The sequence below is a fragment of the Clostridioides sp. ZZV15-6383 genome (assembly GCF_020657735.1).
Lineage (GTDB): Bacteria > Bacillota > Clostridia > Peptostreptococcales > Peptostreptococcaceae > Clostridioides > Clostridioides difficile_D.
Genome location: NZ_JAGWCV010000066.1, coordinates 1 through 15,917 on the forward strand (window position 1 = coordinate 1; position 15,917 = coordinate 15,917).

The 15,917-nt window shown below is 27.1% G+C and carries 8 protein-coding genes; all 8 read left to right on the top strand.

The features are described from left to right. Positions 1–728 (top strand): N-acetylmuramoyl-L-alanine amidase (locus KGF42_RS16820; protein ID WP_227826741.1); only part of this gene is annotated, 728 nt, incomplete at its 5' end. A 243-nt stretch (positions 729–971) separates the two neighbouring features. Beyond that, positions 972–2,885, top strand: a complete 1,914-nt coding sequence (locus KGF42_RS16825; RefSeq protein ID WP_227826742.1) for a hypothetical protein — start codon at positions 972–974, stop codon at positions 2,883–2,885. Beyond that, the gene (locus tag KGF42_RS16830) at positions 2,878–5,097 is read left to right on the top strand and encodes an ATP-dependent helicase (protein ID WP_227826743.1); all 2,220 of its coding nucleotides are present in this window, start codon (positions 2,878–2,880) and stop codon (positions 5,095–5,097) included. The genes KGF42_RS16825 and KGF42_RS16830 overlap by 8 nt, the downstream gene beginning before the upstream one ends. Positions 5,098–5,207: 110 nt before the next feature. Further along, positions 5,208–6,038, top strand: coding sequence for a PD-(D/E)XK nuclease family protein (locus KGF42_RS16835; RefSeq protein ID WP_227826744.1), 831 nt, complete (start codon positions 5,208–5,210; stop codon positions 6,036–6,038). Then, positions 6,028–9,495 carry a helicase-exonuclease AddAB subunit AddB gene (addB, locus tag KGF42_RS16840; protein ID WP_227826745.1) on the top strand — a complete coding sequence of 1,156 codons (3,468 nt, stop codon included), beginning with the start codon at positions 6,028–6,030 and terminating at the stop codon, positions 9,493–9,495. Before KGF42_RS16835 ends, addB begins: the two co-directional genes overlap by 11 nt. After that, positions 9,495–13,322: a helicase-exonuclease AddAB subunit AddA gene (gene addA / locus KGF42_RS16845; RefSeq protein ID WP_227826746.1), complete on the top strand. Its 3,828-nt coding sequence runs from the start codon at positions 9,495–9,497 to the stop codon at positions 13,320–13,322. The genes addB and addA overlap by 1 nt, the downstream gene beginning before the upstream one ends. A 42-nt stretch (positions 13,323–13,364) precedes the next feature. After that, a complete protein-coding gene (locus KGF42_RS16850) occupies positions 13,365–14,576 on the top strand; it encodes an exonuclease SbcCD subunit D (RefSeq protein ID WP_054273088.1) in 1,212 nt (403 codons plus the stop codon). Then, positions 14,563–15,798: an AAA family ATPase gene (locus KGF42_RS16855; RefSeq protein WP_227826747.1), complete on the top strand. Its 1,236-nt coding sequence runs from the start codon at positions 14,563–14,565 to the stop codon at positions 15,796–15,798. Before KGF42_RS16850 ends, KGF42_RS16855 begins: the two co-directional genes overlap by 14 nt. The last annotated feature ends 119 nt before the right edge of the window (positions 15,799–15,917 follow it).

Genomic DNA, 15,917 nt, shown 5'->3' on the forward strand with positions numbered 1-15,917 from the left:
CAAAAACGTATGTGTCTGCATACCATAAAGAAAATTTAGAAGCTAAATCAGCTAATAAGGTATACAAAATAGGAGGAGGATTGACTTCTAAGGTAATGAGTTCTATAGCATCATCATTATCTAAACATAATACAACTCCAGACCCAGGAAGTAATAATGGTGCTAAGACAGTTATGATTGACCCAGGGCATGGTGGTTCAGCACCTGGAAATTCATTTGGAGGAATGATTGAAAAAGATTACAATTTAAATACTTCACTTGCAACTACTGAATATTTACGTTCAAAAGGTATAAATGTAATTATGACTAGAGATACAGATAAGACTTTATCTCTTGGAGCTAGAACTGCTCTATCTAATTCATTGAAACCAGATTTATTTACAAGTATCCATTATAATGGCTCAAAGAATAAACAAGGTCATGGTGTAGAAGTATTTTATAAACTTAAAGATAAAAATGGAGGGACTACTAAGACTGTAGCTACCAATATATTAAATAGAATTCTAGAGAAATTTAAACTTACAAATAGAGGAATAAAAACAAGAGTGCTTCTTAGTGACTCTACAAAAGATTATTTATACGTTTTAAGAACTAATAATGTGCCAGCTGTACTTGTAGAATGTGCATTTTTGGATAATGAGAAAGATATGAGTTTAATAAATTCACCTGCAAAAGTGAAAGAAATGGGTACACAAATAGCTAAAGGAATAGAAGAATCATTAAAGTAACTAAAAATAAAGATATGTAAAAGCGTAATGTAAATTTATAGTTGTAAATTTATATTAAAGTCATAAAATGAAATATAAGTGTATCAAGAGCAAGACTGTATATACATTTGCATATATAAATGCAAGACTGTATATAGAGTCTTTTTTTGTAGTTAAATGAAATAATTTGATTGTATTTTGTAAAATACACAATATGATATAATTAGATAATATACACTTAATTTAATTGAGGAAGGTGATTATGTGGATTATTTATTTGAAAAAAGCAGTTTAAAAGAATATGGAAATGAACCTTTAGATAAATATAGAGAATTGTTAGACAAAACAGAGAATAATTCAAGAAGTATTCTTTTATTAGTACCAAACAATAACACAAAGATAATGTATGAAAGGTCTTTAAGATTAGATTATAGTGAAGAATTGAAAATAACAACATATATAGGGTTTGTTAAAAAAGAATTATTGAAATATTGGCCATTAATAATAGAAAAGTGTGATGAAATAAGTAAGAAAGTTGTATCTCCAATATTTATATCAAATAGCTTAAGTGAATATTTAATAGTGCAAAAAGTTAAGGAAAAAAGAATACAAGAAGGGTATTTTGAAGATATTACAGGAACAAATAAATCAATAGCTAACAGCATAATGAATAATATAAATAAGTCTGCATTTAATTTAATTGATTTTGATTTTATTGGAGAAAAAATATATTCATCAAAGAAAAATAAAGATAGTATATATAGATTTTCATACACTCAGATGGATGAAATTATATCATATTATATAAATTCATTACTATCAAATTCACTTTTGGATAATGCACTAAGTGTATATCTATACAATCAGTATCTACTTAATGATGATTTCTATATAAAAAAACTATTTAAAGAAGTGAGATATATAATAGTGGATAGCCTAGAAAGTTCAAGTAATGCAGAAGTTGATTTTATAACAGAAGTATTAAACAATGTATTGAAAAGTTATATATATATTGATTATAGCAAGGACTATTCTGCATTTAATAATGTGGATATGAATTATATAAATGATAGGATAATATCAAAAATTAAATCTAAAGAAGAACATATTAAAAAGAAGAACATTGAAATAGAAGATTTATATTTATTACCTGCAACTATAGAATTAAATCAATCAAGCCAATTGTACAATGAAATGTTAGATTTAATAAGTAAAAAAATTATTTCTCTTATAGAAGAAGGTATATCTCCAAGGGATATAGCAATTATATCTCCTATAAACAATACTATATTGGAGTATCAAATTAAAGATTCTTTGATAGAAAAAAATATAGATGTTTTTAATACTAAGAAAGATAAAAAAGCTGTAGATTATCCATATGGAAATGCCTTAGTAGTGGCTACATGTATATTTTATGGATATTTAGATTTTATAAAAGATGAAGAGTATTTAAGTTTTATAGAAACTCTTTTAGAAATAAATAGGATAAAGGCATTTAAGATTTTTAATGAAACAAGACATTTAGATATTAATCATATAGATGGATATAGTCAATATCGTGATATTTTACAATATATTGAGGAAAAGAAGAAAAGTGACATAAAAATACATGAATTTTTAATTCAGTTTTATATAGATAAAATGTTAAGTTTAAAAGAAGGTAAAAAGAATGTTGGGTTATGTAAAAAGATAATAGCTGAAAGTGAGTCTTTTAGCGAAAGTATAGGTATACTTGGTATGAAAAAAGAAAAGATATTTATAGAAGCTTTAAAGACTACAATAAACGATTATTACTCTGTTGTTGACATAGAAGAATTTAAATCCAAAGACAAAATAGTAATAACTACTCCTTATTCGTATATATCATCAAATATAGATAGGAGCATACAAATATGGGTGGATATAGGAAGTAATGCTTGGAATATGAAAATAGAAAAAGATATAAGCAACTTAATCGTACTTAGAAAATCTTTTGAGGAAAAAAAGGTTTATACAAATGAAATGGAAGAATATTATAAGAGATATTATCTATACAACACTGTATATAATTTGTTATTAAATGCAAAGAAAATTTATGCTTATAAGAGTGAGTATGCGATTAATGGCTATATCCAAGAAAGTATGTTATATAGTATACTTTTAAAAATCTCACATAAAGGAGATAAAAATTATGATTAATATAAATTATAGGGAAGACCAGATGCCAATAATAAATTATGATAATGGTACTATGGCAGTACCAGCAGTACCAGGTGCTGGAAAAACATTTATAATAACAAATTTAGTTGCCAAATTATTACTTGAACAGAAACATAAGGGTGGTAAAATATTAATTCTTACATATATGAATAGTGCTGTAAATAATTTTAAAGGTAGAATAAGGAAGATTTTAAAAGAGAATGAAATAGATGATACTAGTTCATATGAAGTAATGACTATACACAGTTTAGCTGTAAAAATAATAAAGGAAAAACCAGAAGTTGTAATGCTAAGTGAAGATTTTAACATAGCTGATGATTTACAAAAAAACATCATATTAAATGAATGTATAAATAGATTTAGATTTGAAGGTGGAGAAAGAGCTTTTAGATGGTTCTTAAAGGAGCAAAAAGATGAGCGTTGGAAAGAAATAACTCTTGAGGCTTGGGAAAGAGGTTTTTTTGAATTTGCAGGAAATGCAATAAGTGAACTTAAGTATAAGGGAATTTCTCCAGATAAGCTTGAAGAAATATTGTCAAGAGGACACAAAGGAATGCTTAAAATTATTCTCCCAATATATAAATTATATGATAGAAAGTTGAAGCAAAATGGATTACTAGACTATGATGATATATTAATTTTAGCAGAAAAGACTTTAAGCTTAGATGAAGGACTTAGAAAGAAGTTTCAAACTAGATACAAATACATCTTTGAAGATGAATGTCAGGATTCAAATGAAATCCAAGGAAATATAATAAAAATTATATCTAGTGAAAATAAAAATTTAGTTAGAGTCGGCGATATAAATCAGAGTATAACAGGTACATTCTCATCATCAGACCCTAAGTTTTTTAAAGCGTTTATAAATAATGCCGATTTTTGTTATAGGATGGATATGTCAAATAGAAGTTCAAAAGATATACTTGATTTAGCAAATACTCTTGTAGAATATGTTACAAAGGAATTTAGACAGGAAGAATGTAGACATGCTCTTGAGAATATGCAAATAAAGACTGTTCCAAATGGAATGGGGTATAAAGAAAATCCTAATCCAGAACATTACAATATAAATGTAAAGTGGTATGAGAGCTGGAAAAATGAAATAGAGCAAACTGCTAAATACGTTAAAGGTATAAAAAATAAGTATCCAGATAAAAGTATAGGTGTATTGGTTCCATTTAATGAACAAGTTACACAAGTTGCTAAAGAACTTAGGGAGTATAATCTAGCTTTTGAAGAATTAGGACCAAATTCTTTGAGTAAGAGAAAAGTTATAAACAACATAGCATCTATTATTGAGTTTATGCTAAATTGTGATGATGTAGAAAAATTAATAAATGCACTTGATAAGGTTTTTATAAATACTGACAATGAAGCAGAAGAAAAAAACTTTTTAGAAGCATTAAAAAACTATTCGACAGAAGAAATTATATACAACTTTGAGTTTAGTAAATTATATAATGATTTAATAGCAATTAATGAAGAAAGTGAGATATATTTAAGTTTCAAAAGAGGAGTAGATATTATAAAAGATATATTAGATTATCCAATAATAAGGTTAGACCTCTTAGTTTTGTTTATTGGAAAAAAACTTAATTTAGAAAAAGAAGATAAAGCTGTACTTGATTATATATCTTTTTATATAAAGTATCTAGTATCAGAAAATATATATATGGATTTAGAAGATGTATATAATTTATTGTTTGATGTAAAAAATAAGGTGTTCAATCACATAATAGATGTAGTATATGAGATAAATGGATATGAACCAGAGCCTGGTAGTATAACACTATGTAATTATCATAAATCAAAAGGTATGGAATGGGATTGTGTGTTTTTACTAGGTCTTATTGAATATAATTTTCCTGACAATATCAATCAAAAATTTCAGAGTGATAAATGGTATTTAAAAGAAAAATACAAAAATCCTATGGCAATTATTAAATCAGAAATAGAAGCTATATTAAAAGGAAGTATTTCAACTAATTATGCTCATAAAACTAAGATTGACTCTATAAATGAAAAGATTAGACTTTTATATGTAGGAATCACTAGAGCAAAGGAGATGTTGGTACTTTCAGGAAGTGCTTATAGAGATGAATGTGATATAGGTAACAAGAGAAAAGAGCAAAAACCATGTATATATTTAAGTAGACTTAATCGACATATTATTGAAAAGAGGTCAAATTAATATGTAATGAGTTTATTAATATATTGCTTAATGTATTGCTAAAAAGAGGCTAGAACAATATATATAGTAAATAGTTATGAAAAAATAAAGTTAAGAGAGAAGTGATATGAATGAATGACAAATTAAAATATTTTTCTTATAGTCAAAATTCAATTAACACATATAAATCATGTCCATTAAAATTTAAATATAAGTATATTGATGGGATAAATTGGAAAAATGATGATATTGGCAGTAGGGAGTATTATGAGAGTTTAAAAACAGGAAGAGATTTTCATTTAATTTGTGAAAGATATTTTAGTAATATACCTCTTGGAATCTATTTTAATGAGGACGATAAAAATGGTAAAAAATTTTTAAAGTGGATTGAAAATATAAAAAAAGTTGTTCCTATTGAAGAAGATAAAACTTATCTGCCAGAATATGAAGTAAGGATGACTTTAAATGGGGATACAATACAGGCAAAGTATGATTTAGTTATAATTGGAAAAGACGATATAGAGATATGGGATTGGAAAACTGAGTCCAAAAAGATTGACTATAAAAATGTAGAAAGTAGAATACAAACAATTGTTTATATGTTTTTAGCCAAAGAAGTAATACCGAAAGTTTTAAAAATAGACATAAATGTTAAAGATATAAAGATGAGGTATTATCAACCTGAATTTGATGATTCACCAATCAACATTTCATATGATGATGAAAAACATGAAGCAAATAAAAATAAAATTCAAAATTATATAAGTATGATAAAGAATACTAATTATGAAGAACATACATACGAAGACAATCTATACAATAATATAGAAAAGGTATATAATAAAGAAGAACGTATGTACTATAGAAATAAAAAGCATTGTAAATATTGTGAATTTAATAAGTTATGTAATGGTAAAGAAATAGATTATAGTATTTTGGAGGCGGAAATTTATGGGACTTAGGTTTGTATTAGGTAGAAGTGGAAGTGGAAAATCCACCTATATACTAGATGAAATTAAAAAAGAAGCTCAAAAAAATGAAACGACATCAATTATACTTTTAGTTCCAGAGCAGTACACATTTGAGGCTGAAAATAGGGTAAGTAGACTATTTTTAGGAAAAGAAAAAGATAAGTATTTGAGAGTTAGGGTGCTTAGTTTTAAAACGCTTAGTAATATAGTTTTTTCTCAAGCAGGAGGATTAACAGATGTAAATATAAATTCTAGTGGAAAAGCAATGATGGTATATAGAGCGATTGAAGATGTAAGTGAAGAATTAAATGTGTTTTCAAAATCAAAGTCACAATCTGGTTTTGTAAGTTCAATTACAGATATGATATCAGAAATGAAACAGTATAATATAAGCCCTGAGATGTTAGAAAATATATCTGGGGAATTAGATGATGAAACTTTAAGTCTAAAATTAAAAGATATAAGTAAAATATATAATTCTTTTGAAGATAAGTTACATGAAAATTACGTGGATGCTCAAGATATGTTAATTTCATTGGCAAATAGAATCGAATTAAGCAGTTATTTAGATGGAGCTTGTGTTTATATAGATGAATTTACAGGTTTTACACCAAATCAGTACAATGTCATAAAGAGTATATTAAATAAGTCTAAAAATGTTAATATTTCTTTGACTGTAGATGATGTTAATTATACTGGGTATAGCAAAGCTGATGTATTTTCTAGAACGAAATTTACCTATTCAAAATTAACTCAATTGTGCAACGAAGAAGGAATAAAAATACTACCACAAGTAAATTTAAATACAGGTGTTATAAAAAGGTTTGAAGGAATTAAAGAGCTACAACACTTAGAAAGGTTTTATAATGCTTATCCATATAAAATATATTCAAATCCAACTGAAAATATAAAAATAAAAGAGTTTAATAATTTATATTCAGAGGTAGAAGAAATAGCCAGAGAAATTGTACATTTGGTTAGAGATAAAAATGTCAGATATAGAGATATAACCATTGCTACAAGAGATTTAAATAGATATGATTTTTTAGTGCATTCTATATTTAATGAATATAATATACCAAACTTTATAGATAAGAAGAGAGAAGCAAAAAGTAACCCAATAGTTATCTTAATTATTTCAGCTTTAGAAATGAAGAATAGGCGATATGGATATGAAACTATGTTTAGGTATTTAAAAAGCGGACTTATAGGAATTAATAATGATGATATAAGCTTACTAGAAAATTATGTGCTGGCTAATGGGATTAAAGGTAAGAAGTGGTTTGATGAAAAATGGGATTATAAAATAACACAAAGTATTTCCAGTGAAGAAAGTGAATTTGAACTGGAATTAAAAGATAGAATAAATAAAATAAAAAATAGAGTACTAGAGCCAATAAATACCTTACAAGACAAATTAAAAGGAAAAAATAGAGTAAAAGAAATATGTAAATATATATATGAATTTTTATTAGATATAAATATGCCAGAAACTATAGAAAGTTTAATATTAAACTTTAAGGATAAAGGAGAACTTGATGTTGCAAATCAATACTCACAAGTTTGGGACATAGTAGTGGATATCTTAGACCAAATGGTGGAACTTATGGGTGATGAAATAATTTCTTTAGAAAAATTTATAAAACTAATAACTTTAGGTTTTGATGAATATGAATTAGGGGTAGTTCCTCCTAGTATAGACCAGGTACTTGTAAGTAGTGTGGATAGAATGAAAAATCCAGATACCAAATATTTATACCTAATTGGAACTACTGATGGTGTATTTCCTCTGATTACAAAGGATAGTGGAATATTGAGTGATAATGATAGAGAAAGTCTTGGAAGCAAAGGAATCGAAGTTGATATTGATAGTAAAACTAGAAGTTTTGAAGAACAGTTTTTAGTATATAAAGCCCTTACTTCGACATCTAAGAATTTAATTATAACGTATCCAATATCTGACCATGAGGGTAAGACACTTAGACCATCGATAATTATATCAAGACTTAAAAAGATATTTCCAAATGTAAAAAATAAAAGTTATCTAGTAGAAGAATATAAAAAAACTGATGAAGACATACTTGAAAATATAACTGTTAAATCACCTACATTTAATGAGCTTATAAATGTAATAAAAAATTATGACAGTAATAGCTATAGTAAAGAAGATGTTAACAGTATTTGGCTAGATATATATAGATATTATCTAAAGGATGAAATGTATAGTTCCATAACAAAAAAAGTTATAAAAGGTCTTAGTTATACTAATCAAGTTCATAAGATTGAAGAGAAGAAAATAAGGTCATTGTATAAAAGTAATTCTCTTAGTATATCTAGGCTTGAAAAATATGCTGAATGTCCATTTGCTTATTTTATACAATATGGTCTAAAAGCTCGAAAACGTAAAGAGTATTCATTTACACCACCAGATTTAGGAACTTTCATTCACAATATTTTAGATAGGTTTTCAAAAGAGCTTTCACAAGACAATTTATCTTGGAGATATATTGATGAAAAATATATAGAATTAAAGATAGGTATAATAGTTGATGAAATAATTTTAAAGATACCAGGATATATATTAAATAGTTCTGAAAGATATAAATACCTTGCATATAGATTAAAGAATATGTTGACAACTGCTATAAATATAATTAGTCAGCAAATAAAACAAGGTTCATTTGAACCAATAGATTATGAAGTTAAATTTGGCAATAACGGAAAATATCCTCCTATAAAAATAGTATTAGAAAATGGACAAGAAGTAAATTTAGTTGGACAAATAGATAGAGTTGATGAATTTGAAGAGGGAGAAAATAAATATATAAGAATAGTCGATTATAAATCAGGCAATAAGTCCATAAGTTTAACAGAAATATATTATGGTCTACAATTACAATTGCTTGTGTATTTAGATGCAATCCTTGAAAGTGTAAAAGGTGAAAATATAAATATAAATCCAGCTGCAATATTATATTGTAGAATAAATAATCCAATAGCAAAATTTAATGAAGATAAAGATGATGCAGAAATACAAGAAGCAATATTAAAAGAGCTTAGAATGAAAGGGCTTGTAGTAAAAGACTCTCACATAATAAAAGAGATGGATAAATCATTAATAGATGGAGAAAGAAAAAACTCTTTAGTAATACCAGTAGGTCTTACTAAGGATGGAAATGTGGGTAAAAGCACTTCAGCAGTAACCTATGAGGATTTTAAATTACTTAGAAAATATGTAAAGCATGCTATAAAGGATTTATGTGAAGAAATGTTAAGTGGAGAAATACGTATAGCTCCATATAAACATAAAGATGGAACATCATGTGACTTTTGTGATTACTCAGCTATATGCCAATTTGATTCAACTATGAAGGATAATAAATATAAAAATTTAAATAATAAGAGCAACGAAGAGATAATAAAAATGATGAAAGGAGATGTTAATTAATGAGTTCTCCTAAATGGACAAAAGAGCAACTAGAAGTCATAGAAAGTAGAGACTGTAATTTATTGGTTGCAGCTGCTGCTGGGTCAGGAAAAACAGCAGTGCTAGTTGAGCGTATAATTCAAATGATAACAAGTAGAGAAAATCCAATTGATATAGATAAGCTATTAGTTGTTACATTTACTAATGCTGCTGCATCAGAGATGAGAGAGAGAATAGGGGATGCTATAGGAAAAGCCTTAGATGAAAATCCAGAAAATAAACATTTACAAAATCAACTTGTTCTATTAAATAAATCTAGTATTACAACAATACATTCATTCTGTTTAGATGTTATAAAATCAAATTTTCATAGAATAAACTTAGACCCTAATTTCAGAATAGGGGACCAAACTGAATGTGTTATTTTGAAACAAGAAGCAATAGAGGAAGTATTTGAAATTTTATATGAAGAAAGAGAAGATGGCTTTTTAAATTTAGTTGAAAGCTATGCTGAAAGAGGAGGAGATAAAGAAGTACAAGAAATTATATTGGGAATATATTCATTTGCAATGGCTTCTCCTGAACCTAAAAAATGGTTGATTGATTCAGCAGAAAGATTTAATATTGACGAAAATTTTGATTTTTCACAGTCTATTTGGGCTAGAGCTATACTAGATACTGTAAAAATAGAAATTAATGGTCTTTGTCTAAACATGGAAAAGGCATTAAAAGAGGTTGAATCAATAGAAGAATTAGAAACTTTTGCAGAAAAGTTATCTATTGAGTATAAAAAAATAGTCGATATTTCACAAGCGTGCAATCAGTCTTGGAATGAGGCATATAAAAAGATGGCAAGTATGTCTTTTGAAAATTATGTAAAAGGGGTAAAAAGAATTCCCAAAGATGCTCCTTCATATATAAAAGAATTAAAAGAAAAGGCAAAAACTATGAGAGATAAGACTAAGAAATCTTTAGAAAACATAGTAAATGCTACATTCAACAAAGATAATGACTCTATCAAGGAAGAAATAAAATATCTTTATAATATAGTTAAACCAATATCTAATATTGTACTGAGATTTGAAGAGGAATACAGCAATAAGAAAAGAGAAAAAGGAATAATAGATTTTAATGATATAGAGCATTTTGCCTTAAATATACTCACAAATCTAGATGAAAAGGGTAATATTATACCTTCTGATATAGCAGTGGGATATAGAAATAAATTTTATGAGATATTTATAGATGAATATCAAGATAGTAATCTAGTACAGGAAGTCCTACTTAAAGCTGTAGCTAATACAGAAATTCCAAATAGATTTATGGTTGGTGATGTAAAGCAGAGTATATATAGATTTAGACAAGCAAAGCCAGAATTATTTTTACAAAAATATAATAACTATAATGATAAAAAGGGAAGTCACCATAGAAAAATAATGCTTTATAAAAACTTTAGAAGTAGAGAAGAAGTTGTAGATGCTGTAAATTATATATTTGAAAATATAATGAATGAGAATATAGGAGAAATTGAATATACAGAAAAAGAAAGACTCAATTTGGGTGCAGATTTTAAATTTGATACAGATGAGAAGTCTATTGTTGGTGGAGCAACAGAGATACACCTTATACAAAAAGATAATAAACTTGATGAGGATATTATAAATAATAAAGATGATAGTGCTAATAACGAAGAAAATGAATTAGAAGAAGAAGAAAAATTAGATAATATACAACTTGAGGCTAGAATGGTTGGAAAGATTATCAAAGATTTAATGAAAGTTAATGAAGATGGAAAAATTCAAAAGGTCTATGATAAGGGAATTGATGGATATAGACCTGTGGAATTTAGAGATATAGTGATTCTTTTAAGAGCTACATCTACATGGGCTCCTGTGTTTGCAGATGAATTGATGAATATGGATATACCAACTTATGCTGATGTTGGAGTGGGATATTTTGATACAATTGAAATAAAAACAATGTTGTCATTACTTCAAATAATAGATAATCCAATGCAAGATATACCTCTTATATCTGTATTAAAATCGCCTATATTTGGCTTTACACCAGAGGATTTGATTGATATTAGAATTCAGAGCAAAGATAAAACTTTTTATGAAGTTTTGCAAAGTACATCAGAGTATGATGAGTTTACAGATTCTCAAAATGGAAATAATTCTGAATTTATACCAAGTGAAGAATGTATAAACAAAAGTAAAGATTTTTTAATTAAACTAAAGGAATTTAAAGAAAAATCAATGTACATGAGTACAGATGAATTTATATGGTATTTATATACCAGAACTGGATATTATGCTTATGTTGGGGCATTACCAGGTGGAAGTCAAAGACAAGCTAATTTAAAAGTGTTGTTTGAGAGAGCAAAACAGTTTGAAGAGACTAGTTTTAAAGGGCTATTCAACTTTGTAAATTTTATAGAGAAATTAAAAAAATCTAGTTCTGATATGGGAAGTGCAAAAACACTTGGTGAAAATGCAAATGTTGTTAGAATAATGAGTATTCATAAAAGCAAAGGACTAGAATTTCCAGTAGTTATATGTTCTGCAATGGGGAAAAATTTCAATACTCAAGATTTTAAAAAGAGTATTTTATACCATCATAATTTAGGATATGGACCTCAATTTGTAGATTACGAGAGAAGGATTTCTTTTCCAAGTATAGCTAAGGAAGCATTAAAAAGTAAAATAAATATAGAAAATTTGTCAGAAGAGATGAGAGTTTTATACGTAGCATTTACAAGAGCAAAAGAAAAATTGATTATAACCGGTTCTACTAGAAATATACAAGATAGTATAAAAAGATGGCTAAATGGGATTGAAAGTATAGATGCAATATCGCAATATGAGATATTAAAAGGTAAAAATTTTCTAGATTGGATAATGCCTTGTATATTAAAACACAAGGACTTGTCTAATTTATTGGGAGATGTAGGATTAGACCCAGTATTTAGTGTTGAACATAATTCAAAATGGTATGGAAAATTATGGAATAAGAATGATATTTTAGTAGAAAAGAAAATAAGTGAAGAAAATGAAAGTATTGAAGAAATTCTTGAAAAAATAGACGTAAATACTCCTGACAGCGATTATTATAATGAAATAGAAGAAAAATTAAACTATGTGTACCCATATGAATTTAGTACAAGAAAACCTGCTAGTATATCTGTTACAGAGATAAAAAAGATACAAAATAATTATGAAGAAGAGTTGATAAATACTATATTTGAACAAAAGGTAACCTTGAAAAAACCTCTATTTATCCAAAATGATGAAGAAAGAGAAAAAATAAATGGAGCAGAAAGAGGTACAATAGTCCATTTAGTTATGGAAGTTTTAGATTTAAAAAAAGTAAGTAGTGTAAATGATATAAAATCGCAAATAAAAGGTCTTGTTTCAAAAGATATAATAACAGAAAAGCAAGCTAGTATAGTAAATCCATATAAAATATATAAATTTTTTGCTTCTGACATAGGAAAAAGAATGTTGAATGCTGAACTTATAAATAGAGAAAAATCAATTTATGCACAAGTGAATATGAAAGATATATATATTTATGAAAAACTTATAAAAAATGATGATAAAAAACTTTATGATAAAGAAAGTGTCATGTTAAGAGGTATAGTTGACGCTTATTTTGAAGAAGATAATCAAATAGTTTTAGTAGACTATAAAACTGACTTTGTAAATGAAGAAAATATAAATCAAATAATAGAGAAATATAAAAAACAGTTAGATTTATATGCAGATGTTATTGAAACTTTAACTGGTAAGTCAGTAAAAGAAAAATGTATATATTTATTTGGTGTTGATGAAGCTGTTTGTTATTAGTTTTTATATAAATTAAACATAAAGATAGAGGGAGAGAAAAAGATGAGATTTATTCATACATCAGATTGGCATCTAGGGAAATCCCTAGAGGGCCATTCTAGAATTGAAGAACAGGCAAAGTTTTGTGAGGAATTTATAAAAATAGTAGAATCAAATGAAATAGATATGATTATAATTGCTGGAGATATATATGATACTTCTAATCCTCCAGCACAAGCAGAAAAATTGTTTTATCAGACTGTATCAAGACTTGCCAATAATGGTCAGAGATGTGTATTAATAATTTCAGGAAATCATGATAATCCAGAGAGACTTTCTGCAATAACACCTCTAGCACATGAACAAGGGATACTTATATTTGGTTATCCATTAAGTGCTACGATAGAAGCTAAGTATAAAGGGTTTGAAATAACAGATGCAACACAAGGATGCACAACACTGAATATAAATGGAGAAAGTGTTGTAGTTGCTACATTGCCTTATCCAAGTGAAAAAAGGTTAAATGAGGTTTTTTCAAGTGAAGATGATTTAGAAAAACAAAAAAATTATTCTGAAAAAGTAGGAGATATATTTAGAAGTCTAGAAGAAAATTTTAGAAGTGATACTATAAATATAGCAGTATCACATATATTTGTAATAGGTGGAGAGAGTACTGAATCAGAAAGACCTATACAACTTGGAGGTAGCTTTTTGGTTGAGAGAAAAGACTTACCAGAAAAGGCTCAATACACTGCATTGGGTCATTTACATAAACAACAAAAAGCTTCTGAACGTTTAAATGCATACTATTCTGGTTCTCCACTTCAATATAGTAAGGATGAAAGAGCATATACTAAGGGTGCATACATAGTGGATATAAAAGCTGGTGAAAAACCGATAATAGAGGAAGTATATTTTAATAATTATAAACCTATAGAAGTATTTAAATGTAATGGAATAGAAGAGGCCTTAGTTATATGTGAGCAAAATCAAGATAGAGATATTTGGTCATACTTTGAAATAAATACTGATGAGATAATATCACAGAATGAAATTAAAAAAATGAAGGAACTATTAAAAGATATAATAGAAATAAAGCCAATAATAACATCTTGTTATGAACAAGAAGGTGTAGATATAAAAGAAAAGTCTATGGCAGAGTTATTTAAAGAATTTTATTCTTTTAGTAAAGGTGTAGAGCCAAAAGGTGAGCTTATGGATTTATTTCTAGATATAATAAGTGAAGAAGGTGAATCAGAAGATGAGACCAATTAGATTAGAACTTACAGGGCTTAATAGCTATATTGATAAACAAGTCATAGACTTTGAAAAACTAATTGAAAGAGGTTTATTTGGGATATTTGGAACTACTGGAAGTGGAAAATCTACAATTTTAGATGCCATAACGATTGCTATGTATGGAAATATATCCAGAAATACAAAAGAATATATAAATAGTGTGTGTGATAAGGCAATTATATCATATGAATTTGAAATAGGAAGCAAAAACACCAGAAGAAGATACATTGTAGACAGAACTATTGCTAGAAGTAAAACAGGAACAAAGACTTCCAATGCTAGATTAATAGAAGTATTGAATGACAATACTAAAAATGTTTTGGCTGATAAGGTTGTGGAAGTAAATGAAAAAGTAGCTCAGGTTGTAGGATTAACAGCAAATGATTTTACTAGGTCAGTAGTTTTACCACAAGATAAATTTAATGAGTTTCTAAGGTTGTCACGTGCAGACAGAAGAGACATGCTAGAAAGAATTTTCAATCTTGAGAAATATGGAAGAAGCCTTGGAGAAAAAGTAAAAAAGAGAAAAAATCTACATTTACAAAATTTAAAAGATTTGAAATCAAAATTAAGTCAATATGATGGAATTACAGAAGAAGTATACAATAACATAAATCAAGAGTTAATAGAGTTAAAAAAATTAGAAAAAGAGAAGAATAATGCTTTAGATTTAGCTCAGAAATCTTATGAAGAGAGTAAAGCAGTATATGAAGAACAATTAAAATTAGAGAAAAATGAACTTAGAAAAAATGAACTTAATTTAAAAAGTAGTGAGATAAAAGAAAAGATTGCTCTTGTAGAAAATGATGGCAATGCAAGAAAAGTAGACCCATACATAGGTTCAGTTCAAAATCTAGAAAAAAAGATAAATGAAGATAGTTTTACAGTAAGTAGTTTAGAAAAGAAATTAGTGATATTAAATCAGGAACTTGAAGTTATAAAAAATAGATATGAAAAAATAAGTAAAATTAAGAATGAAGAAGTTCCTAAATTGAGTGAAGAGAGAATAAGATTACAACAAGCGATAAAACTAGAAGAAGAGTTGGTTCTATTAGATAAGGAGTTAAAAGAGCTAAAAGAAAGTGGGATTAATTTAAATAAAAATAAAGTGGAATTAGAAAAAGTAAAGCAAGAGTCTGAATCCAGAAAAGATGCAGTTAATAAATCGATAAAAGAAGTTGAAGGAAAAATTGATTAAAAAATAGCTACGCACACTCGTGACTTTAGTCATGAGTTAGTAGCTAAAATAGTCAGCATATAGGGAAACTTATATGTAGAGATAGGATAGAACCTATCCAATACTACTTGAATTGCTAA